Origin of the sequence: Bradyrhizobium barranii subsp. barranii, from assembly GCF_017565645.3 — a bacterium.
Classification (GTDB): Bacteria; Pseudomonadota; Alphaproteobacteria; order Rhizobiales; family Xanthobacteraceae; genus Bradyrhizobium; species Bradyrhizobium barranii.
In genome coordinates, this window is record NZ_CP086136.1 from 3131103 (window position 1) to 3153857 (window position 22755).

General features: G+C 62.4%; 19 protein-coding genes and 3 pseudogenes. 20 read left to right on the forward strand and 2 right to left on the reverse strand.

The window, feature by feature from the left end; translation table 11 throughout:
* Positions 1 to 14: 14 nt before the first annotated feature.
* From J4G43_RS15105 to J4G43_RS15130, 6 genes and pseudogenes are all read left to right on the forward strand, one after another.
* Positions 15 to 191, forward strand: a pseudogene (locus J4G43_RS15105) (nickel-dependent hydrogenase large subunit); the annotation flags it as partial.
* A 225-nt stretch (positions 192 to 416) separates the two neighbouring features.
* Positions 417 to 1508 (forward strand): hydrogenase small subunit, encoded by a 1092-nt coding sequence (locus tag J4G43_RS15110; RefSeq protein WP_208085250.1) that lies wholly within the window; start codon positions 417 to 419, stop codon positions 1506 to 1508.
* A 21-nt stretch (positions 1509 to 1529) separates the two neighbouring features.
* Positions 1530 to 3320 carry a nickel-dependent hydrogenase large subunit gene (locus J4G43_RS15115; RefSeq protein ID WP_208085251.1) on the forward strand — a complete coding sequence of 597 codons (1791 nt, stop codon included), beginning with the start codon at positions 1530 to 1532 and terminating at the stop codon, positions 3318 to 3320.
* A gap of 15 nt (positions 3321 to 3335) precedes the next feature.
* The gene (gene cybH, locus J4G43_RS15120) at positions 3336 to 4079 is read left to right on the forward strand and encodes a Ni/Fe-hydrogenase, b-type cytochrome subunit (protein WP_208085252.1); all 744 of its coding nucleotides are present in this window, start codon (positions 3336 to 3338) and stop codon (positions 4077 to 4079) included.
* 16 nt (positions 4080 to 4095) lie between these two features.
* Entirely contained in the window at positions 4096 to 4680 is a 585-nt protein-coding gene (locus tag J4G43_RS15125) for a HyaD/HybD family hydrogenase maturation endopeptidase (RefSeq protein ID WP_208085253.1), read from the forward strand.
* Between the two features lie 28 nt (positions 4681 to 4708).
* Positions 4709 to 5005, forward strand: a complete 297-nt coding sequence (locus J4G43_RS15130; protein WP_208085254.1) for a HypC/HybG/HupF family hydrogenase formation chaperone — start codon at positions 4709 to 4711, stop codon at positions 5003 to 5005.
* An 87-nt stretch (positions 5006 to 5092) separates the two neighbouring features.
* Here J4G43_RS15130 and J4G43_RS15135 read toward each other — a convergent pair whose 3' ends face one another.
* On the reverse strand, positions 5093 to 5269 hold the full coding sequence (locus J4G43_RS15135; RefSeq protein ID WP_249814786.1) for a LexA family protein: 177 nt from the start codon (positions 5267 to 5269) through the stop codon (positions 5093 to 5095).
* Positions 5270 to 5547: 278 nt separating this feature from the next.
* Between J4G43_RS15135 and J4G43_RS15140 the strand changes: the two genes are divergently transcribed.
* The 13 genes and pseudogenes from J4G43_RS15140 (at position 5548) to tnpB (ending at position 18417) form a co-directional block, all read left to right on the forward strand.
* On the forward strand, positions 5548 to 6408 hold the full coding sequence (locus tag J4G43_RS15140) for a tyrosine-type recombinase/integrase (RefSeq protein WP_028153988.1): 861 nt from the start codon (positions 5548 to 5550) through the stop codon (positions 6406 to 6408).
* Positions 6409 to 6428: 20 nt separating this feature from the next.
* Positions 6429 to 6650 (forward strand): annotated as a pseudogene (locus J4G43_RS15145) (transposase zinc-binding domain-containing protein); the annotation flags it as partial.
* Positions 6651 to 6793: 143 nt separating this feature from the next.
* Positions 6794 to 8023 (forward strand): tyrosine-type recombinase/integrase, encoded by a 1230-nt coding sequence (locus J4G43_RS15150; RefSeq protein ID WP_225004627.1) that lies wholly within the window; start codon positions 6794 to 6796, stop codon positions 8021 to 8023.
* Entirely contained in the window at positions 8023 to 8928 is a 906-nt protein-coding gene (locus tag J4G43_RS15155; RefSeq protein WP_028153991.1) for a tyrosine-type recombinase/integrase, read from the forward strand. Before J4G43_RS15150 ends, J4G43_RS15155 begins: the two co-directional genes overlap by 1 nt.
* On the forward strand, positions 8925 to 9914 hold the full coding sequence (locus tag J4G43_RS15160; protein ID WP_028153990.1) for a tyrosine-type recombinase/integrase: 990 nt from the start codon (positions 8925 to 8927) through the stop codon (positions 9912 to 9914). Before J4G43_RS15155 ends, J4G43_RS15160 begins: the two co-directional genes overlap by 4 nt.
* Before the next feature lie 104 nt (positions 9915 to 10018).
* Positions 10019 to 11032, forward strand: a pseudogene (locus tag J4G43_RS15165) (IS91 family transposase); the annotation flags it as partial.
* Between the two features lie 409 nt (positions 11033 to 11441).
* Positions 11442 to 12788 (forward strand): IS5 family transposase, encoded by a 1347-nt coding sequence (locus J4G43_RS15170; RefSeq protein ID WP_208085256.1) that lies wholly within the window; start codon positions 11442 to 11444, stop codon positions 12786 to 12788.
* A 115-nt stretch (positions 12789 to 12903) separates the two neighbouring features.
* On the forward strand, positions 12904 to 14034 hold the full coding sequence (locus J4G43_RS15175; protein WP_208085257.1) for an IS630 family transposase: 1131 nt from the start codon (positions 12904 to 12906) through the stop codon (positions 14032 to 14034).
* 298 nt (positions 14035 to 14332) lie between these two features.
* Positions 14333 to 14536 (forward strand): hypothetical protein, encoded by a 204-nt coding sequence (locus tag J4G43_RS55945; protein WP_208085258.1) that lies wholly within the window; start codon positions 14333 to 14335, stop codon positions 14534 to 14536.
* Positions 14537 to 14701: 165 nt separating this feature from the next.
* A complete protein-coding gene (gene recD2, locus J4G43_RS15185; RefSeq protein WP_208085259.1) occupies positions 14702 to 16903 on the forward strand; it encodes an SF1B family DNA helicase RecD2 in 2202 nt (733 codons plus the stop codon).
* Between the two features lie 9 nt (positions 16904 to 16912).
* Positions 16913 to 17290, forward strand: coding sequence for a hypothetical protein (locus tag J4G43_RS15190; RefSeq protein WP_208085260.1), 378 nt, complete (start codon positions 16913 to 16915; stop codon positions 17288 to 17290).
* Positions 17291 to 17713: 423 nt separating this feature from the next.
* Positions 17714 to 18112, forward strand: a complete 399-nt coding sequence (locus J4G43_RS15195; RefSeq protein WP_026192391.1) for a transposase — start codon at positions 17714 to 17716, stop codon at positions 18110 to 18112.
* Complete coding sequence (gene tnpB, locus J4G43_RS15200) at positions 18109 to 18417, forward strand: IS66 family insertion sequence element accessory protein TnpB (protein ID WP_060907863.1); 309 nt, start codon at positions 18109 to 18111, stop codon at positions 18415 to 18417. The genes J4G43_RS15195 and tnpB overlap by 4 nt, the downstream gene beginning before the upstream one ends.
* Here the strand turns inward: tnpB and J4G43_RS15205 are convergent.
* The gene (locus tag J4G43_RS15205; protein ID WP_049810452.1) at positions 18405 to 20492 is read right to left on the reverse strand and encodes a recombinase family protein; all 2088 of its coding nucleotides are present in this window, start codon (positions 20490 to 20492) and stop codon (positions 18405 to 18407) included. The genes tnpB and J4G43_RS15205 overlap by 13 nt on opposite strands.
* Positions 20493 to 21080: 588 nt before the next feature.
* Here J4G43_RS15205 and tnpC point away from each other — a divergent pair.
* Positions 21081 to 22625 (forward strand): IS66 family transposase, encoded by a 1545-nt coding sequence (gene tnpC, locus J4G43_RS15210; RefSeq protein WP_225005702.1) that lies wholly within the window; start codon positions 21081 to 21083, stop codon positions 22623 to 22625.
* Positions 22626 to 22755 lie beyond the last annotated feature (130 nt).

Below are 22755 nucleotides of genomic sequence, written 5' to 3' on the forward strand. Positions count from 1 at the left end.
ACTTGACGGTACCGTACCAGATCATAGCACCGACGACCTGGAATTTCTCGCCGCGCGATTCCTTCAATGTCGGTGGCCCGCTGGAGCGGGCGCTGGTCGGCACCGACGTGGGCGCCGCCGGCGCCCACGCCGTTGCTATCCAGCACATCGTGCGCTCCTTTGACCCCTGCATGGTCTGCACCGCGCATTAGGCAAGATAGTTCCGACAGTGATGGCCGGAAACCTCGTTGCCGCCTGCGAATCGAATTGTTTCCGCTTTCCGCTTGTCCAGCCCTGTCGCGCGCTGCCAGCTGAGCGATTCAAATTCGCAAGAGATTGGAATCCTTCCACTTTCAAAAAATGCGAACTGTTGGCCTGCTTCTTGCTGTCCTTGGCCCATCGATAACTCAAAGCGATAAATCTGGATGGGAGGGCTCATGGGCGCGGCGACGGAAACTTTCTACAGCGTGATCAGGCGTCAGGGCATCACGCGTCGAAGCTTTCACAAATTCTGCAGCCTGACCGCGACGAGTCTCGGGCTCGGGCCGCTGGCAGCAAGCCGCATTGCAAATGCGCTCGAGACCAAGCCGCGCGTGCCGGTGATCTGGATGCACGGGCTCGAATGCACCTGCTGCTCGGAGAGCTTCATCCGCTCCGCGCATCCCTTGGTGAAGGATGCGGTGCTGTCGATGATCTCGCTCGACTATGACGACACCATCATGGCGGCCGCGGGACATCAGGCGGAAGCGATCCTCGAAGAGACCCGCACCAAGTACAAGGGCCAGTACATTCTCGCGGTCGAAGGCAATCCGCCGCTGAACGAGGGCGGCATGTTCTGCATCGATGGCGGTAAGCCGTTCGTCGAGAAGCTCAAGATGATGGCCGAGGACGCAATGGCGATCATCGCCTGGGGTGCCTGCGCGTCCTGGGGCTGCGTGCAGGCGGCCAAGCCCAATGCGACGCAGGCCACTCCGATCGACAAGGTCATCACCAACAAGCCGATCATCAAGGTGCCGGGCTGCCCGCCGATCGCAGAAGTGATGACGGGCGTCGTCACCTTTATCACCACTTTCGGCAAGCTGCCCGAGCTCGACCGGCAGGGCCGGCCAAAGATGTTCTATTCACAGCGCATCCACGACAAATGCTACCGGCGTCCGCATTTTGATGCCGGCCAGTTCGTCGAGGAGTGGGACGACGAGGCGGCGCGCAAGGGTTATTGCCTCTACAAGATGGGCTGTAAGGGCCCGACCACCTACAACGCCTGCTCGACGGTGCGCTGGAACGGCGGCGTCTCCTTCCCCATCCAGTCGGGCCATGGCTGCATCGGCTGCTCGGAGGACGGCTTCTGGGACAAGGGCTCGTTCTACGACCGCCTCACCAACATCAAGCAGTTCGGCATCGAGAAGAACGCCGACCAGATCGGCATGGCGGCAGCCGGTGCCGTTGGAGCTGCGGTGGCGGCGCATGCGGCGGTGACGGCGGTGAAGCGCCTCGCCAGCAAGCGCGACGACGCCAAGCAAGATCACTAATCGGTTTCAGGGAAGGTAGCGATGGGCATCCAGACACCCAATGGGTTCAAGCTCGACAACTCCGGCAAGCGCATCGTCGTCGATCCGCTGACCCGGATCGAAGGTCACATGCGGGTCGAGGTCAACGTCGACGCCGACAATGTGATCCGCAACGCGGTCTCCACCGGCACGATGTGGCGGGGCATCGAAACCATCCTGAAGGGCCGCGATCCGCGCGATGCCTGGGCTTTCACCGAGCGGATATGCGGCGTCTGCACCGGTACGCACGCGCTCACCTCGGTGCGCGCTGTGGAGAATGCACTCGGCATCGCCATCCCCGACAATGCCAACTCGATCCGCAACATCATGCAGCTCTGCCTGCAGGTGCACGACCACCTCGTGCATTTCTATCACCTGCACGCGCTCGACTGGGTTGACATCGTCTCGGCATTGAAGGCCGATCCCAAGGCAACCTCTGCGCTCGCGCAATCGGTGTCGTCTTGGCCATTGTCCTCGCCGGGCTATTTCAAGGACCTGCAGATTCGGCTGACGAAGTTCGTCGGGTCCGGTCAGCTTGGTCCGTTCAAGAACGGCTATTGGGGTCATACTGCCTACAAGCTGCCGCCTGAAGCAAACCTCATGGCGGTCGCGCATTACCTCGAGGCGCTCGATTTCCAGAAGGACATCGTCAAGATCCACACCATCTACGGTGGCAAGAATCCGCATCCGAACTGGCTAGTCGGCGGCGTGCCCTGCGCCATCAATGTCGACGGTACCGGGGCGGTTGGCGCCATCAACATGGAGCGGCTCAACCTCGTTTCCTCGATCATCGACCGCTGCATCGAGTTCACCGAAAAGGTCTATCTGCCCGACATCATCGCGATCGGCTCGTTCTACAAGGACTGGCTCTATGGCGGCGGCCTCTCAGGCAAGAGCGTGATGTCCTACGGCGACATCCCGGAGAATGCCAACGATTATTCCGCCAGGAACCTGAAGCTGCCGCGCGGCGTGATCATCAACGGCAACCTCAACGAGGTGCTGCCGATCGACCATGCGGATCCCGAGCAGATCCAGGAATTCGTCACCCATTCCTGGTACAAGTACGCCGACGAGTCCAAGGGACTGCATCCCTGGGACGGTGTCACGGAGCCGAACTACGTGCTCGGTCCGAATGCCAAGGGCACCAAAACCGACATCAAGGAACTCGACGAGGGCGGCAAGTATTCCTGGATCAAGGCGCCGCGCTGGCGCGGCAATGCCGTCGAGGTCGGGCCGCTCGCCCGCTACATCGTCGGCTACGCGCAGAACAAGCCCGAGTTCAAGGAGCCGACCGAGAAGCTGCTCAAGACTCTCGGTCTCCCGGTGTCTGCGTTGTTCTCCACGCTCGGCCGCACTGCCGCACGCGCGCTGGAATGCGAATGGGCGGCAAACCAGATGCGCTACTTCCAGGACAAGCTGGTCGCGCGCATCAAGGCCGGTGGCTCCTCGACCGCCAATGTCGAGAAGTGGAAGCCGGAAAGCTGGCCGAAGGAAGCCAAGGGCTTTGGCTTCACCGAGGCGCCGCGCGGCGCGCTCGCGCACTGGATCAAGATCAGGGACACCAAGATCGACAACTACCAGTGCGTGGTGCCGACCACCTGGAACGGGTCGCCGCGGGATCCCAAGGGCAACATCGGCGCCTTTGAAGCGTCGCTAATGGATACGCCGATGGCGAACCCGGAACAGCCCCTGGAGATTCTGCGGACCATCCACTCCTTCGATCCCTGCCTGGCCTGTTCGACCCACGTGATGTCGCCGGACGGCCAGGAGATGGCGACCGTCAAGGTCAGGTAGAAGAGGGGAAACACCATGATGGACGCAATTGCACCCCCGGCGGAAGTCAAGCCGGGCCTTGCCGCGATCGCGGCCGATGCCGCCGGCGAACATGCCGTCGGCCGTCCGACCGTCTACGTCTATGAAGCGCCGGTGCGGATCTGCCACTGGGTAAACGCGTTCTCGGTCGTCGTGCTGATGGTGACCGGCTACCTGATCGGGACGCCGCTGCCGACGGTCGCAGGCGAGGCGTCCGACAATTTCGTAATGGGCTATATCCGCTTTACCCATTTCGCAGCGGGGCAGGTGCTCGCGGTGTTCTTCCTCGCGCGCATCCTGTGGGCCTTCGTCGGCAACCACCACTCCCGGCAGATCTTCTATCTGCCGGTGCATCGCAAGCAGTTCTGGAAGGAAGTGCTGCATGAAATCCGCTGGTACGCGTTCCTGGAGCGCGAGCCGAAGATGTATGTCGGCCACAATCCCTTGGCACAGACCGCGATGTTCACGGGCTTCACGCTGTTCGTGGCCTTCATGATCGTCACCGGCTTCGCGCTCTATTCGGAGGGCACCGGCATCGATAGCTGGCAGCACAAGCTGTTCGGCTGGGTGTTCGCGATCTGGCCGAACGGCCAGGATGTGCACACCTGGCATCATCTCGGCATGTGGGCGCTGGTGACGTTCGTCATGGTGCACATCTACGCCGCGATCCGCGAAGACATCATGTCGCGTCAGAGCATCATCTCCTCGATGGTCTCCGGCGAACGGCAGTTCCGCGACTGACATTGGGACGAAGACGATGCCGACATCCTCGCAAGCAAACCGCGTCCTGGTGCTCGGCATCGGCAATATCCTGTGGGCCGACGAAGGCTTTGGCGTGCGCGCGGTGGAGGAATTCCACCGCCGCTACGTTGTGCCCGACAATGTCACCATCCTCGACGGGGGTACGCAGGGGCTCTATCTCGTGAACTATCTGGAAGACGCCGATTGCCTGATCGTGTTCGACGCGATCGACTACGGACTGACGCCGGGTCAGTTGAAGCTCGTGCGCGACGACGAAGTGCCGCGCTTCACCGGCGCCAAGAAGATGAGCCTGCACCAGACCGGATTCCAGGAGGTGATCAGCGCGGCCGACCTGCTCGGCCGCTGCCCGAAACATCTCGTGCTGATCGGTTGCCAGCCGCTCGATCTCGAAGACTGGGGCGGACCGCTTACGCAGCCGGTGCGCGATCAGATCGCGCCGGCTATCAAGCTCGCCTGTGAGATCCTGGCCGAGTGGGGCGCGAGCGCGAGCTCGCGCACGACGCCGTTAGCGGAATCCGAGCGGCTGCTGGCCAACGATATCGATCACCTTCACTACGAGATGGGGGCGCGGCCGGCCTGACCGGCGCGCGGATGCTGAGGGAAGCGGGATGTGCCTTGGCCTGCCGATGACGATCGTCGAGACCGACGGGATCTCTGCGCTCTGCGAGTTTCACGGCGAACAACGGCGGGTATCCATGCTGCTGCTGTCCAATCCGCCGGTCGGCGCCAAGGTGCTGGTCTCTATCGACAGCGCGATCCGGCTTCTCGACGATGATGAGGCGCGTCTGATCGGGGATGCAATCCTGGGCTTGGGCGCAGCGCTCAACGGCGAGGATTGCAATCGCTTCTTCGCCGACCTGATTGATCGCGAGCGGCAACTGCCCGAGCATCTCCGGCTCGACTAGACCGCCCAGCGACTTCCAGCGTTGTGAGCTTTACTGCACCGCGGGTTGCATCGGCCCTGCGGGAACCCACGCTCTACTAGTAGCTCGTCACAGTGATTTTGACGGTTTGATACAGAGCCAGCTTAGGATCGGCAAGTTTTCTGGCGGTACGAGGATTTCGATGCTTCTGGCGGCGCCGGCTTGACGGCGAATGAGGCCGTTACGTTCGAGCGTGACGATCATCTGATGGACTGAGGGCGGGCTGACGCCGAAGTGGCGCTGCATGTCGGTTTCGGCGGGGGGCCGTCCGAACATGTGCGAGTAGGTAGTTGTCCGTGAAGAAGCTGTAAGGCCCTGAGCGGGGTTCGAGTTTTCAGGTGAAGGCGGTTTTGAGATTGCAAGGTTCCGGGGCCGAAAGCCCCGGAAGCTTGCAATTTCGTTTTTTGGATTTGGATTGAACGAAGCCGCTGCCGCGGCGTGAGAGGCAAGGTGGCGTAGATCGCCTCCTGGCTGAGAGGATGTGGGTGTTGGAGCCCATCCCCCCCTCAGACAGGAGTATCGAGATGGCCGATTTGAGCCCTCTTCGCCGCCGCATGATCGAAGACATGACCGTCCGCAACCTGTCGCCGGCGACGCAACGATCCTACATCAGCGCGGTTTCGAAGTTCAGCCGCTATTTTGGCCGATCGCCTGACCGGTTAGAGCTGGAAGACGTCCGCGCCTTCCAGGTGCATCTGGTCTCGACCGGCATCTCATGGCCGGCGCTGAACCAGATCGTCTGTGCGCTACGGTTTTTCTACGGCGTCACGCTCGGCGAGGCACTCATCCCGGAGCGCATTCCCTATGCGCGAGAACCGCGCAAGCTGCCGGTCGTTCTCAGCGCCGACGAAGTGGTTCAGTTCCTCGAGGCCGTGTCCAGCCTGAAGAGCCGCGCCGCGCTCACCACGGCCTATGCGGCCGGACTCAGGGCCTCCGAAGTCGCGGGACTGCGGATCGAAGACATCGACAGCGCCCGCGGCGTCATCCAGGTGCGCCACGGCAAGGGCGCGAAGGATCGCAACGTGATGCTGTCGCCCCAGCTGCTGGGCATCCTGCGCACCTACTGGCGGCTCGCCCGGCCGCGGCTTTATCTGTTCCCTGGTCGTGACGAAGATCATCCGATCGATCAGACCGTGTTGCACGCCGCCTGTCGGTCGGCGGTGAAGGCTGCGGGCCTGACCAAGCGCGTCACGCTCCACACGCTGCGCCACAGCTTCGCGACGCATCTTCTCGAGAACGGAACCGATATCCGGATCATCCAGGTCTTGCTCGGGCACAATAATTTGTCGTCGACAGCGCGCTACACGCAGGTCGCCACCGATACGATCCGGGCGACGCAGAGCCCGCTCGATCGCCTGTCGCTGGAGGTGACGCCACCTAGATGATCCGCGGCGGGATGCGGGTGATGATCCGCCCCGACAGCCGCGGCAACAGGCCCGCCATCGAGATTGCCGATATTCTGCGCCGGCATGGCGACGCCTATCGCCGTGTACATGCCGGTCATCTGGGGCGGGTCGAGCGGCGCGTGATGAGCGCGATCGTTGCGTGCCGGACCGAGGCGCTCGGCGGCCACATGGAGGCTTGCGACGACTGCGGCACGACACGCGTTGCCTATAATTCCTGCCGTATGGGCAAAGCCAGTAATGGGGAGCTGCCAATCGCGATCACCGTATTTTCTTGTGGATTGCCGCTCTCGAGCTCTCCATTACAAGTCGCTCGTGCGGCCCCGTTGGGTCGGCCACTGATGGCCGGTCACATACGGAGACGGACATGTTGGAGACGTACTTCTCGGCAGCGAAGATGCTGGGGCATCTGCGCAGTGGGCCGAGCGGGCCTTACCTTGACGGGTTTGCAGCGGCGCTGGAGCGGCAGGGCTATGGCCCCGAGACAGCGGTACGCTATTTGCGAGCGGCGGCTCACATCGGTCATGTTATGGCCGAGCAAGGCGCGGGCCTGACGGACGTTGATCTCGCCGCGTTCGGCGAGCACCTGCGCACTTGCCGGTGTCCACGCGCCAAAGGCGGCCGGCGCAACCACCACACCATCTACGGTGCCAGGCTCTTTCGTCGGCACCTCGTCGAGCTCGGCCTTTGCCGGTCCGCGGTGGCGGCAGCACCCGCCGAGCCGCAGCTGGTCGCCGACTTCAAAACGTGGCTGCGCAAGCATCGCGGCGCATCCGATGCCACCATCAGGCTCTACGCCCGCGACGCCGCGGGCCTGATGATGCATCTTCGATCTGACCCGGACGGCTGGAGGCCGAACGATGTCCGCAGTTACTTCCTGGAGCGGGCGAGCAATAGCGGGAGTGGCACGATCGAGAAGATGACAACGAGCCTGCGGGCCTTCCTGCGGTATCTCGCAGTCGCAGGCCGTTGTCAGGCAGGTCTCGACGGCGCCGTTCCAGCCTACGCTCATTGGCAGCTTGCCGACATGCCCCGGTATCTGTCGACCGAGCAGGTCGACCGGCTGATCGCTGTCTGTGACGGCGACGTCGGTGGGCGCCGGCGTGATCGTGCGATCGTACTTTTGTTGGTGCGCCTCGGCCTGCGGGCCGGTGACGTGGCGCAACTGCGTCTCGCGGATATTGAGTGGCAAACGGGATCGCTACGGGTCTGCGGCAAGTCGCGCTACGAGGTCCGGCTGCCGCTACCGCAAGACGTCGGGGATGCGATCGCCGCCTACCTCGAATGCCGGCCGTCTACCGGCCGGAACGATGTCTTGTTCCTGCGCACGATCGCGCCGAGCCGGCCATTCCGACGAGGCGACGGCATCTCGTCGGTGGTCAAGCGTATCATGAAGCGGGCCGACATTGTGGCGCCGGTCAAAGGGGCCCACACTCTGCGGCACACCGCGGCGACCGAGATGCTGCGCCATGGCGTGCCGCTCGACAAGATCGGCCTCGTCCTTCGGCATCGCGGCATCGACACGACGGCCTATTACGCAAAGGCCGACGTCGCGCTGCTGAAGCAGGTTGCTCAGCCTTGGCCGGAGGCGCTCTGATGCTCGACGCCATCGAGACCTATCTCGCGCTCCGCCGCACCACGGGCTTCGCGATGTCGACCGCGGAGCACCTGCTGAAGAGCTTTGCCGCCTTCGCGGCCGAGCGCGGACAAACGTACGTCGAGACAAAAACAGCGATCGACTGGGCCGCGCTCGGACCATCCGTCGCGCAACGCGATGCACGGCTCAGAGCCGTCTGTCGCTTCGTACGCCATGTCCGGGTGGAGGAAGTCGGGCACGAGCTGCCGCCGGCAAATCACTTCGGCGCCCGCAAGAAGCGTCGCACGCCGCACATCTACACGACAGACGAGATTAGTCGGCTGGTCGAAGCTGCGCTGCGGCTTCGGCCAACGCGCGGCTTGCGCCCGCACACGCAAGCGACCTTGATCGCGCTGCTCTCATCCACCGGGCTCAGGATCTCCGAAGCCCTGAAGCTGACGATCGCGGACGTGACCCGCGACGGTCTGCTGATCCGCGAGACCAAGTTCCGCAAGACCCGACTGGTGCCGCTGCACGACACGGCGGTTGCCGGCTTGCAGCGATACCTGGCACGTCGCGGGCTCGGCTCAGACGATGATCCGGTCTTCATCGACAAGCCCGGTCGGCCGCTACGCTACATTGCCGTCAAGGAGACCTTCGACAGGCTGGTCGACAAGGTTGGCATCAGATCGACGTCGGCTCGCCGTCCTCGCCTGCACGATCTACGGCACACGTTTGCGGTGCGCGCGCTGCAAGGCAGCCCTACCGGCCGGGGCCGGTGCGGGGCGCACATGGCGGCACTCGCGACCTACATGGGTCACGTCAACATCTATGCGACCTACTGGTATCTCGAGGCCACGCCCGACCTCTTGCGCGATGTCGCCATGGCCGGCGAAGCGTTCATCTCCGAAGGGAGGTCAGCATGACGCCGATCGCTCCCCTCATCGAGACGTTCCTGCGCGACACACTCGCTTGCCAGCGGGGCGCCAGCCAGCACACGAGGGACTCCTATGCCTCGAGCTTCCAGCTGCTGTTCGTGTTCGCCGCCGACCGGCTCAAGGTCAAACCTTCGGCGCTGACGCTCGAACAGATCGATGCCGGGCTCGTCAGCGCCTTCCTTGAGCATCTTGAGGACGAGCGCAAAAACGCGGCCGTGACGCGCAACGTTCGCCTGGCGGCGATCAAGTCGTTCTTCCGCTTCCTCGAGTACCGGCAGCCGGCGGCGCTCGAGCAGATCCGCCGTGTACTGGCGATCCCGTTCAAGAAAACTGACACGCGCCTGGTACCCTACCTTCTGCGCGAAGAGCTCAAAGCCGTGCTCGACGCTCCCGATCCGGCGACACGCGATGGCATCCGCGATCGCGCAATGCTGCACGTGGCCGTCTGCGCAGGGCTGCGCGTCTCCGAACTGACGGGCCTCAAGGTCGATGACATCGACCTGCCTTCGATGAGCATCTGCGTGCTCGGCAAGGGACGCCGGGAGCGGACGCTGCCGTTGTGGAAGCCGGCGGCTGCTGCACTGCGTGCCTGGCTGGCCATCCGCGGGCAGGTCGCGACACCCGAGGTGTTCGTCAACGCCCGTGGTGAGCCGCTGAGCCGATGGGGCTTTGCCTATCTGCTCAGGCAGCACGCCGCGACTGCGGCTCGCAAGCAGCCCGGTCTCGCCAAGAAACGCGTCTCGCCCCACGTGCTCAGGCACACCTGCGCGATGGTCGTTCTGCAAGCGACCCGGGACATCCGGAAGGTGTCGCTGTGGCTGGGCCACGCTACGCTGACGACCACCGAGGTCTACACGCGCGGCGATCCAACCGAGAAGCTCGATGCGATGGAGGCGATCGTGCCGCCCCACCTGCGGCGCGGCGTCTTCCAGCCCACCGACCAGCTGATCGAACTCCTCAGGCGTACCTCGTAATGGAGAGCGGGGTTGGCGGTGATTGGTGCAGGAGCGCGATCAAATTGCCGCCAGCTCCCCATTACTGGCTTTGCCCATAAGGCAGGTAATGGGCATCACCCATTACCTGCCGCAACCGGCACTGTCCGAAGTGTCAGGGGAGAGCCCGAGCCGCGTGGCTCGCCGCGCGTCAAGCTGACCTGCTTCCGGTTCCCTATTTCCACGTCGTCTTTACACTTCCCGCTCCGATCGCCGCGATCGCCTTTCAGAACAAGGCCATCGTTTATGCGATCCTGTTCAATGCCGCCGCCGAGGCAATGTCGACGCTCGCCGCCAATCCACGCCGGCTCGGCGCCGGGATCGGCGTCGTCGCCGTCCTCCACACCTGGGGGCAGGCGCTGACGCACCATCCCCACGTCCACTGCGTCGTGCCGGGCGGCGGCCTCTCGCCCGATAGCGCGCACTGGATCGCCAGCCGACCAAACTTCTTCCTGGCCGTCAAACCGCTCGCCCGGCTGTTCAGACGCCTGTTCCTCGAACGTCTGACCGCCGCCTTCGACGCCGGCACCCTGAACTTCTTCGGCGATCTCGCATCCCTGGCCGAGCCTGCTGCCTTCGCAGCTCACCTCGTCGCTATGCGGCGCATTAGCTGGGTCGTCTACGCCAAACGGCCGTTCGGCGGCCCCGCGCAGGTGCTGGCCTATCTCGGCCGCTATACCCATCGCGTTGCAATCGCCAACAGCCGGCTCGTAGCCCTCGACGAGGATCACGTCGCCTTTACCTGGAAGGACTACCGCCAGAACGGCGCGACAAAGATCATGAAGCTCGAGGCCGACGAGTTCATCCGCCGCTTCCTTCTTCACACGCTGCCCGATGGCTTCCATCGCATCCGCCACTTCGGCTTCATGGCCAACGGCCATCGCGCTGCCAAACTCGCCCTTTGCCGCAAACTTCTCGATCGTGAGCGGACACCGCCAAACGATGGCAAGCCGTCGCCTGTGGATTCGGACGCTCTGACGTGGGCCAAGGTTCCCGCCTGTCCTGATTGTGGTGGCGTCATGCGCATCATCGAGCGCTTTCGACACAGCTTCAGTCGTTCCGGCGCTCCAACCCAATCGTTCCGGTGCGACACATCGTGAGCCAATTCATGCCGTGCACGAAGATCGTCATTCGTCATTATGATCCCATCGTCTCGATCATCGCAGACGCTGCCGAATCCGTGCGGCCAAACAGCGCGCCGGAAACTATTCGATGCAGCGGGCCATCGATCGCTACAGCCGGTAAAATGCTCTCTGTCTCAAGTTGCCGCCATTGCGCAACCAAAACGTCGCCGCGTCAGCTCCGCAGTCTGCCGATAGCAACCCGCGATCTCAAACTATCCCCATAGCCGCACCACCGTGCATATTCTCCCGCGCCTTCGTTCAATCCGGCTTCAATGAGGTCGCGTTATAAGCGCTTGCCGCGCCCTCGCGTGAGCGCGACCTCACAGAACCCTCCAGATTCCGTCGAATCGCCAGTCATGATTCCGTCGTCGCATCGGAGGTAGCGATGCGACCGAAGAAGCACAGGACGACGGGATCTGGCGATCTGTTCCGGGCCAGGCTGGACCAGATCATCAATATGAAGCACGAACTGGTTCAGCTCGCCGGCAAGGTCGATTGGGACTGGATCGACGGCGAGATCGCGCCGCTTTATAGCGAGAACGGTCGACCGGGGATTGCGACCCGCTTCATGATCGGGCTGCTGCTGCTCAAGCACATTTACGGGCTGTCCGATGAGGGGGTGTGCGAGCGTTGGGTCCACGACCCGTATTTCCAGTTCTTCACCGGCGAAGAGTTCTTCCAGCACGTCTTCCCGCACGAGCGCTCGGACCTGAGCCATTGGCGCAAGCGGCTCGGCGACAAGCTGGACCTGCTGCTGGCCGAGAGCCTGCGGGTGGCACACGAGGCCGGTGCGTTACGTGGCCAGGACCTCAAGCGGGTCACGGTCGACACCACGGTGCAGCCAAAGGCCATCAGCTTTCCGACCGACGCCAAGCTGCTGCATGCGGCCATCAAGGGGCTCAACCGCCTGGCGCGGAAGCACAGCGTCAGGCTGCGGCAATCCTATGCGCGCGTGGCCAAGGCCGCGGCGATGATGGCCGGCCGCTACGCCCATGCCAAACAGTTCAAGCGGCATCAGCGGCAGTTGCGCATCCTGCGCTCCAGGCTGGGCCGGATCATCCGCGTCATCGGCCGCAAGATCGAAGGTCAGGCCGCGCTCGAGGAGGCGTTCGCCCTCCCGCTGAGCCGAGCCACCCAGATCCGCTCGCAGCAGCAGCGCCAACGCGGCTGGAAGCTTTATTCCTTCCATGCCCCAGAGGTGGAGTGCATCGGCAAGGGCAAGGCCAGCGCACCTTACGAGTTCGGCGTGAAGGCCTCCATCGTCACCAACAATCGCCGGGCTCCCGGTGGCCTGTTCGTGCTGCACGCCAGGGCGCTACCCGATAACCCGTACGATGGTCACACCTTGCGCGATGTCATCGCGGGCACCGAGACGCTCACCGGCTGTTCGATCGAGCGGGCCTATGTCGACAAGGGATACCGCGGCCACGACGCACCAAATCCCCGTCGCGTCTTCATTTCCGGCCAGAAGCGCGGTGTCTTCGGTGTCATCAAGCGCGAGCTGCGCCGCCGCTCCGCCATCGAACCCATCATCGGACACCTGAAGATCGATGGTCACCTCGGCCGTTGCTACCTCAAAGGCCGCGCAGGAGACGCCGCAAACGTCGTCCTCTCAGCCGTCGGCCACAACTTCCGCCGCATCCTCGCCTGGCTGAGGATCTGGTTGCGCTTAATCCTGGCCGCCTTGTGGGCCCCGTTCGCACTCCAAATGGCGATCAAATCGGCTTCTTAACGGACGACTAGGTATAGATGAAAGCCAGATAGTGGCCCTGCTTCTCGGTGAAGCGCGCGCCTGATTTTTGACTCATGGATCGATTCGTCCGGAGCCTCCGACAGGGAGGCGAACGATGAATGTACGGTACCGGGTCGAATTGAGCCAAGCCGAGCGAGAGGAACTAACGGCGATGCTGCGCGGCGGCAAGCATGCCGCTCGCAAACTCAAGCGGGCCCAGATTTTGCTGGCGGCCGATATCGGCAGCCGCGACGAGGAGATTGCCCGGACCGTCAGAGTAAGCACCTCCACCATCTATCGGACCAAACGCCGCTTCGTGGAGGGCAATCTCGATCGGGCCTTGAGTGAGGAGCTGCGTCCCGGTGCAGAGCGCAAGCTGACCGGCAAGGAAGAAGCCCTGCTGGTGGCGACTGCATGTGCCAAGCCGCCTGCCGGCCGGAGGCGCTGGACGCTGGCGCTGCTGGCCGACGCGATGGTCAAGCTCACCGATCATGACAGCTTGTCGGGCGAGACTGTGCGCCGCCGGCTGGCCGATAATGATCTCAAGCCGTGGCGCAGGGACATGTGGTGCATTCCCCATGTCGATGGCGAATACGTCGCCCGCATGGAAGATGTGCTCGATCTCTACGCTGAAGCGCCCGATCCCGAGCGACCGCTGGTCTGCTTCGACGAAACCCCCGTCCAGCTCATCGGCGAGGTGCGCCAGCCGATCCCGTCCGAGCCGGGAAAGCGCGAGCGCTACGATTACGAGTACCGTCGCAACGGCACCGTCAATCTCTTCGTCGCCCTCGACCCGCATCGGGCCTGGCGCAAGGTCAAAGTCACCGAACGGCGCACCGCCGTGGACTATGCTCACTGCATGCGCGAACTCGTCGATGTCCATTACCCCAAGGCCGCCTGCATCCGTGTTGTTCAGGACAACCTGTCGATCCATGCCCCCGGCGCCCTCTACCAGGCCTTTGCCCCTACCGAGGCCCGCCGCATCCTGCGCCGCCTCGAGTTCCACTACACCCCGAAACACGCCAGTTGGCTCAACATGGTCGAGATCGAGATCGGCGTCCTCCAAGGGCAGTGTCTCGGCCGCCGGATCGACGATCCAAAATGCCTTAAAAATGAGATCGCAGCATGGGAGCGGCAGCGAAACAAAGCTCGCGCCCGGATCAACTGGATGTTCACAACAAACAAAGCACGCGCCAAACTTGGCCGCGCCTATCCAGGCACCCCCAAAGAGTCAAAATCACTGTGACGAGCTACTAGTCTCGTTCATGGCGTATCGCTCTCCTTGAGAGGTTCTGGCAGGCTCGACACCCGCCTCGATACGCCGCCTATCTCAGTCCGTCATCACCCAGCTTCCCGCATAGCTCTTGTGAATCGACGCTGAACATTGACCCCGCACGCGCGAAGTCAGTCAAGCACTTGCGACGCCGATCGGCGTCCGGACCCCACGCAGATCACACTGGTGGCGCTATGGGAGGCCTCGGATCGGATCTGCGGCAAGCGGCTCAGGGTAATGATTCCGACGTTGCTGCCTTCGCTGGAGCGGCATGGCCGGCTCAAGCTCGGACCAGGCCGATCGAGCACTGGTGCTCGGCGTCAGCGCAGCCACGATTGATCGGCTGCTGGTCGAGACCAAGATTGCCGCGGCCGGCGGTAAGCGCAAAGCGAAATCACGACTGGCTGGTCTCCTTTACAGTTCGATTCTTGCACCGCACGGCGGCTACCGACACATATCGCCGGACGCCCATTGATCGGCCATGCAGTCACGCTATGCATGCCAACTCGGTGGGCTCCGAAGGGGGGTGACCACCGTGGTGGCTTGCCAACGACGATCCAACTGAGCAAATTGGGTTCGGGGAAGAGAGCTGTCCGCAAATGGTGCTCTCGGCGACGGAACAGATGATGCGACGATCCGCATGAAACCGCAGCCGGAACCATCAAGTCGGGAAGTTCTTGCTGGCCTTGTTGAGCGCGTCACATACCACAACGACGGGAATGGCTACTGCGTTTTGCGGATCAAGGCGCGCGGCCACCGCGAACTGGTCACTGTAGTCGGGCACGCAGCGGTGATCTCCGCTGGCGAGTGGATTACCGCATCGGGCGAATGGGTCAATGACCGCACCCATGGCCAACAGTACAGAGCGAAGTTCTTAAAGACCTCGGAACCGACATCACTCGATGGCATCGAGAAATACCTCGGCTCCGGGATGATCCGCGGCATCGGGCCAGTCTATGCCAAGAAGCTGGTGCGCGCCTTCGGTGAGAAGGTGTTCGATACCATCGAGGCGGAGCCCGAACGCCTGCGCGAGGTAACGGGCATCGGCCCGGTTCGGGCCAACCGGATCACGGCCGCCTGGGCCGAACAGAAGATCGTTCGCGAAATCATGGTCTTCCTGCACAGCAATGGCGTCGGCACAGCGCGGGCGGTGCGCATCTATAAGACCTATGGCGCGGACGCCGTACAGGTCATGACCGAGAACCCCTACCGCCTCGCGCGTGACATTCGCGGCATCGGCTTCAAGACTGCCGACGCAATCGCGATGAAACTCGGCATCGAAAAGACCGCAATGATCCGGGTTCGGGCCGGGATCTCCTATGGGCTGACCGAGGCGATGGACGAAGGGCACTGCGGTTTGCCGACGGATGAACTGGTGCCGCTTGCCGAGAAGCTGCTTGAGGTCCCGGTGGAACTGGTGCGCATTGCGCTTGATCTCGAACGGACAGCAGGCACAGTCATCGCGGACAGCGTAGGCGAAACGTCATGCGTATTTCTGGCGGGCCTGCATCGGGCGGAGCGTTCGATTGCCGAGCGACTGATCCGGCTTGCGAATGGCACACTGCCCTGGCCATGGATCAATCCAGACAAGGCACTGCCTTGGGTCGAGCAACGGATCGGGCTTACCCTTGCCGAAAGCCAGGTCGCTGCGATCCGGCTCGCATTGATGTCCAAAGCGTTGGTCATGACCGGCGGTCCTGGTGTCGGCAAGACCACCATCGTCAAAGGTATTCTCCGCATTCTCGCAGCAAAGGGCGTGAGGCTCCTGCTATGCGCGCCGACCGGCCGCGCCGCCAAGCGCATGACCGAGGCGACCGGTTTTGAGGCTAGGACGATCCACCGGCTGCTGGAGGTTGACCCCAAGGGCGGCGGCTTCAAGCGCGGCGAAGACAATCCGCTCGACTGCGACCTGCTTGTTGTCGACGAAGCCTCAATGGTAGACGTCATGCTGATGCAGTCACTCATCAAGGCCGTGCCAGACAAGTCTGCCCTTTTGATCGTCGGCGACATCGACCAGCTTCCTTCGGTTGGGCCAGGCCAAGTGCTGGCCGACGTCATCTCATCCGGTGCTGTGCCGGTGGTGCGTCTCACCGAGGTGTTCCGGCAGGCCGCGCAAAGCCGCATCATCATCAGCGCACATCGCATCAATCAGGGGGCCATCCCCGATCTCAGCCTGCCCGGCACGGATAGCGATTTCTACTTCGTGCAAGCGAGCGATCCAGAAACCGCCGTACAGCGTATCATCGAGTTGGTGAAGACACGGATCCCCAATCGCTTCGGCCTCGACCCAATTCGGGACATTCAGGTTCTGTGTCCAATGAACCGGGGCGGCGTCGGTGCGCGCTCGCTAAACATTGAACTGCAGGCGGCTCTGAACCCCGCCGGCGAGCGCAAGGTCGAACGCTTCGGTTGGACGTTCGCGTCCGGCGACAAAGTGATGCAGATCGAAAACGATTACGACAAGGAGGTCTATAACGGTGACATCGGTTATATCGACGATGTCAGTTCCGAAGACAGCGAACTCACCGCAAGCTTCGACGGCCGCTCGGTCATTTATGAGTTTGGCGAGCTCGACACGCTGGTGCCGGCTTACGCAGCAACTATCCATAAGAGCCAGGGTTCGGAATACCCTGCCGTAGTGATCCCGGTGATGACGCAGCACTACACCATGCTGCAACGAAACCTGCTCTATACCGGCGTCACCCGGGGCAAACAACTGGTCGTTCTGGTCGGTCAGAAGAAAGCCGTTGCCATCGCGGTTCGCAACGTTTCGGGGCGGCGAAGGTGGTCGAAATTGAACGAGTGGCTGGCGTCAAGAATAGCATCGATGCCGACAAGATGAGGGCCGACTATGAATGTGCGCAAAGCGCATAAGATTTGGATCGAACAGTGCGAAGCGGCTCAAACGATCAAGGCGCGATTCGGGCTCACGGCGGCCTTCGACTACCTTGTCGGTGAGAAGTTGATGAGCTTTACCAGTACTGCCTCCAGACATCCCGACTTCGCGCGGGAACTGCCGCGGTTTGTTTCCGAGGTGAGACGCATGTTCGCGCCGGATGAGATCGGCACACAGTTGGCGCAAATCGAGCGTTCGCAAAACGAAAGGAATGTCGATGTTTTGGAGGAGGATGATCGTCTCCCGGAGAGTCCGGCCGCAGTCGCGGAGTGCGTTCAGCAGTTCATGCGGGTCAAGGAGTTGCTGACCGCGCCCATGTTCGGTACTTCGTGACAGAATGGCGAATTACATCTCGATGTGGCGCGCGGCTCCCCCCAAAATCGCGGACATCCCCGGTGGGATCATAAGGTCTCACCGTCATGATGACGCTGGAACCCGTTCTTACCCCGCATGGTTTGCTGACACTGCGACAAACGGCGCAAGCTCCTGCGTTGGAGCCCAATCAGGGCTTGCGGCTGGAGAAAGCATTTTTACGTGGCTCAGGGCACGGATTGTTGTGGCTCGGCGCCGACGAAGTCGCGACGGTTCTCCCACCGGTGTTGTCGTATTGGCGAGCGCTTGGAATGCGCTACATGACTGCGCTGTGCGCGCTTCCTTGGTAAGCGGAGCTTTTCTCCCATTTGATTGACTGGTTTCGCTTCGGCTTTCGCTCTGCGATCCTTGGCTTGTCAGAGAGCCGAGAGGAGACTGAAGGCGATGGAACAATCGGGGGAGGAAGCCGAAGCTGATGGCTTTGTGGGGAAGCTTACGCGCCGGACGCGTTCTGGAGGCCGGTTATGGTCTGCGGAGATCAAGGGGCGCGCTGTTTTCGAGAGCATGAAGCCCGACGCCCGGGTATGTGATGTCGCACGGCGTTATGGTGTGAAGGCCCAGCAGTTGACGACGTGGCGCAGATTGGCGCGTGCTGGCCGGCTCGCATTGGTCACGGACGACGCGGCGGATTTCGTGTCGATCGAGCTGAGCGATCCAGTGGCGTCAGGCAAGAGCGAGGGGCCCGTCGAGATTACGATTGGCAAGGTTTCGGTCCGCCTGGATGCGGACGTGTCGGCGGTGCGGATCGCGGAGATCGTGACTGCGATCGAGCGCGGCGCATGATCATTCCGGCGCAGGGACTGCGGATTGTGCTTGCTGTGCGTCCTGTTGACTTCCGGTGCGGGCACGACGCGCTGGCCGGTCTTGTGCAAAACACGCTTGGGCTCGATCCGCATTCGGGCCTGATCGTGGTTTTTCGTTCGAAGCGCGCCGACCGGCTGAAGATTTTGCTATGGGACGGCACGGGCCTCGTTTTGGTCTACAAGCGCCTTGGCCGCGATGGTCGTTTCGAGTGGCCGCAGATCAGCGACGGCGTCATGCATCTGACGCGCGTGCAGTTCGAAGCGCTGTTCGATCACCCATGTTGATGCCCCTCCTTGTTAGGCTGACAGATTCTTAGATCAAGTTGCGCGATGACGTGGTTTCGAAGGTCTCCGATGGCGTGAAGAACGGATGGTGTATTCGGGAAGAGATAGGCGCCGCTGGGCTGGCGATCAATTAGCAAACGCTTGGTTCGGATCTGAACATAGAGCCAGTTTACTGGAATCTCGAGCCTTCGGGCCAGTTCGGGCGGGCTGAGGTATGAGTCGTCATGCTCCCATCGGCTGCGCTGGGCAGTTACCTTGATGGCGGCGGCACGACGGAGCCGCCCAACGGTGATAGGCAGCACCTTATCGGCGCAACGGGGAGAGCGGTGACCTTCCCGAGTAAGGATTGTGGCGATCTTGTCGTCTGGGACGCCGTCGCGAGCGAGCGTCAGAAGGCGTTCCCGCATCTCTGTGCCTCGCGTCAATCTGGTGACGGAGTTGACGCTCATCTTCACTTCGAGCTCCGTCACGGCGCCTCCCCGCCAGACGATCCTAGCCAGGGCCAAGTCGCGCTCACCGCGGTCGAGAACGACCTTTTCGATGAGACATCGCAACAACGCCTTGCGATGCGCATCCGAGATAGTCTCGTCACCCCATATCTGCGGGAGGCGGCCGGTGAGGCTGATGACCTTGTCGTTGAGCTCCTTGCTTATGGCCACTTGTGTGATGGCTTTGGGCGGCGTCTGTCGGGCAAGCGCCTCTTCGGCGGCGCGCACGTCGTTTAGCGCCGCTTCCCATCGACGCTCGAGTTCCGAGGCGACCAACCGATTATCTGGATCAGCTCGGTTGAACTGCCGTTCGGCGAGCGCCGCCGTGTATCGCTTGCGCTCGAGCTCTCGTTCTGCACTGGAGCGTAGCGCATTGTTCGTCTGCTGCTGCACCCGGCGGGAGCGCGACAAGGCATCGAGTTCGGCCGGCGCTAGTGCGGTTAGGAATGCGTCGCCAACGGCTGCATCGATATGGGCGGCGCGGATGTGTTGGCAGGTTGGCTGACCTTCCTGGGTACGCAGGTGATTGCATACATATTCGCCGCCGCCCTTGTAGCGGACGTACATCTTATGGCCACATCGTGCGCACCAGGCAATGCCGTGGAGCAGGAGCTCGCCATTGCGAGGCGCGCCGCGGGTTTTGATGCGCATGTATTCGGCTCGGTTATCTCTGATGACGGATCGGATTTTTTCATAAATTGGCCAGTCGATATAGGCTGGATATCGATCTTTAACGACGATCCGCCACTCCTCCATCGGCCGCGGAGCCTTTTGTGGCAGGGCCCCCTCCCGCTTCGGCGGCCGGAAGCGGGTTCGTCCATAGACAAAGGCGCCCGCGTATGCGGGGTTCTTCAAGATCGCCGCGACGGCAGCCAGCGTCGCGCGCGTCCAGCACAAATCGCCATATCGATCACGACGCGGCAGTTCCAGGTCACGCTCGTTCAACGCTCGCATGACCTTGGCAACGCTGCGCAGCTGCAGGAATAACTGGAAGACGAGACCGAGCCGCCCTTGCACGGCCATGTCGGGATCCTTAACGACCACACCGCTCGGGTCCCGCATCAGCCCGATTGGCAGCATAACCGCAAGTTCGCCGCGTTCGGCTTTGGCCAGCAGGCCGGCGGTCAGCCGGCTGCGGATCGTATGTAGCTCAAGCTCGGAGATCGAACCCTTCAGCCCGAGAAGCAACCGTCCGTTGGGAGTGCCCGGATCATAGACACCATCGCGGTCGGCGATCAGGCAGCCACGTAGACCACAGATATCCAGGAGCGGATACCAGTCGGTACAATTACGCGCCAAGCGGGTCACGTCGATCGACAGGATGAGTCCCACTTCACTCAGGCCAACACGGCCAACGAGTTCCTTGAAGCCGTTACGCTGTGCTATAGACGCGCCGCTCAACCCGAGATCGGCATCAATCACGTCGATGGCCGCCTCACGCCATCCGAGTTCGCGGGCGCGCTGGCGAAGCGCGTATTGAAGGCGCAGGCTCTCCTGATTGCTTACGACCTGATGGGGCGTCGACTGCCGGATGTAGACTACGGCTTTGCGCGCCAAGTGGCTTGGTGTGACCAGCTCGGACTTCATGAGGGATCTCCGCCAAAATTGCGGCGACGTCTTCGACGATCTGGCGTCGGAGCGCGGGCGTCAGCGTCGACCAAAGATCGGCTGGATCCATGCTCATGTGCGTCGGGACAATCCGCTGTCGATAAAAGCTCGAGTAGAGCCTCCATACTCAGCTTAATCTGATTTGCCTCTTGCTCATAATATTCGATTGCGGTTGCTTGAATCAGAAGACTGCTTCCTGCGCGATACTCAACTTCATACGAAGCGGGAATGCCTCGGCCTCGCTGACCGATCTTCCTAATCACTCGATATGAGCGCCCCCACAAAGGATGGTGGGGGTCCCCAACCTCGACCACCTCCGGAAATGATTCGTCAGACTCACTATCAGGGACATTCCTCAATCCCCTCGTTTGAAGGGCTGAACTGGAAGCGAGTGGGCGAACGGATTGTCGCGACGCCAGCTGCGGCGAACTGACTCAGACCCGACAACCTGTTTCGCGCGGGGCTTTGGGATGATAGCTTGCGGATGTGCCGCCGTCCCCCATTGATCCCGCCCGTCTTGCAGCGCTGCCCGCCGATGTGCGCGCGCTCTTCCGCGCGCAGGAAGCGATGATTGAAGCCGAGCGTCGTCGCGCAGACGATGAATGCTCGGCGCGCCTTCATGTCGAGAGTGAACTGGCTGCGTCCAAAGAGAGCGTCGAACGCCTCGAACTGCTCGTGAAGGAGTACGAGCGCGCACGTTTCGGTAAACGCTCGGAGAAGTTCAATCCCGATCAGATGCAACTGGTTCTCGAGGACATCGAGATTGCCATCGCCGAAGTCCAGGAACGCCAGGACGATCGTGCGCGCCGCGCCGGCACGGCGCCGTCCAGCCGCCGGACCAGGCGCGCTGCCCGTGCCTTTCCCGCGCACCTGCCGCGCATCGAGCAGGTGATCGAACCCGAGAACCTCGAGTGTCCCTGCGGCTGCGGCCGGATGGTCCAGATCGGCGAGGATCGCTCCCGCCGTCTCGATGTCATGGCCGCCCAGTATCGTGTGATCGAGACGGTGCGACCGCGCTACGCCTGCGCAAAGGGCTGCACCGGTGTTGCTCAGGCGCCGGCGCCCGCCCATCTCGTGGAGGGTGGCATCCCCACCGAGGCGCTGCTGGCGCAGGTGGCGGTCGCCAAGTTCAGCGAGCACATGCCACTCTATCGTCAGTCGCAGGTTCTGGCCCGGCATGGCATCTTCATCGATCGCGCCGTTCTGGCAGACTGGATGGGAACGGTCGCCTTCCACCTCGCGCCGCTGGTCGAGCGCATGAGCGTCGTGATGAAGCAATCGGGCCGCTTGTTCATGGACGAGACCAGGGCGCCTGTGCTCGATCCGGGCCGGGGCCGAACGAAGACCGGCTATCTGTGGGCTGTCCTGCGCGACGATCGCGGCCACGGCGGCGCTGATCCACCAATCGTGGTCTACCACTACGCGCCAGGACGCGGTGGTGACCATGCTGAGCGCATCCTCGAGGGCTTCGACGGCATCCTTCAGGTCGACGGATACCAGGGCTATCATCGGCTCGCACGGCCCAAGCGCAAAGGCGGCGTGCCGCTGCGGCTGGCCGCATGTTGGTCCCACTCAAGGCGCAAGATCATCGCAGCGACTCCGAAAGCCGGCTCACCCATCGCCGAAGCCGTTCTCGCGCGCATCGCCGCACTCTATGCGATCGAGAAGGAGATCCGTGGCGCCGACGCCCCGGCTCGGCAAACGACCCGTAACGAGCGATCACGGCCGCTCGTCGCTGAACTCGAGAGGTTTCTGCGCGAGCAAGCCGCTCGCCTGTCGCCGGGCAGCGAGATGGGCAAGGCGATCGCCTATCTCCTGAACCATTGGGATGGCCTCACCTTGTTTCTCGACGATGGTTGCGTTGAGATGGACACCAATCCCGTCGAAAATCAAATCAGGCCGCTGACTCTGACGCGTAAAAATAGTTTATTTGCTGGTCACGACGAAGGTGGTCGTTCATGGGCGCGCATAGCTTCGCTCATCGCCACCTGCAAAATCAACAGCGTGGAGCCCTACGTCTGGATGAAAGCGACGCTCAAAGCGATCGCAACCGGTCACCCGCAGTCCCGGATCGACGAGCTCCTGCCCTGGTCGTTCGGCCGCACCTCGTAATTCTCCGTCGTTGCCGCCTCCATACCCCCCGCCAACGATTTGCAAACACGTTGATCAACAGACTGCAATCCCCACGCCAAACCTTTGCGAGTGGGACGCGAACGTCGCTTACCTTCCTTGTGTTGGAGAC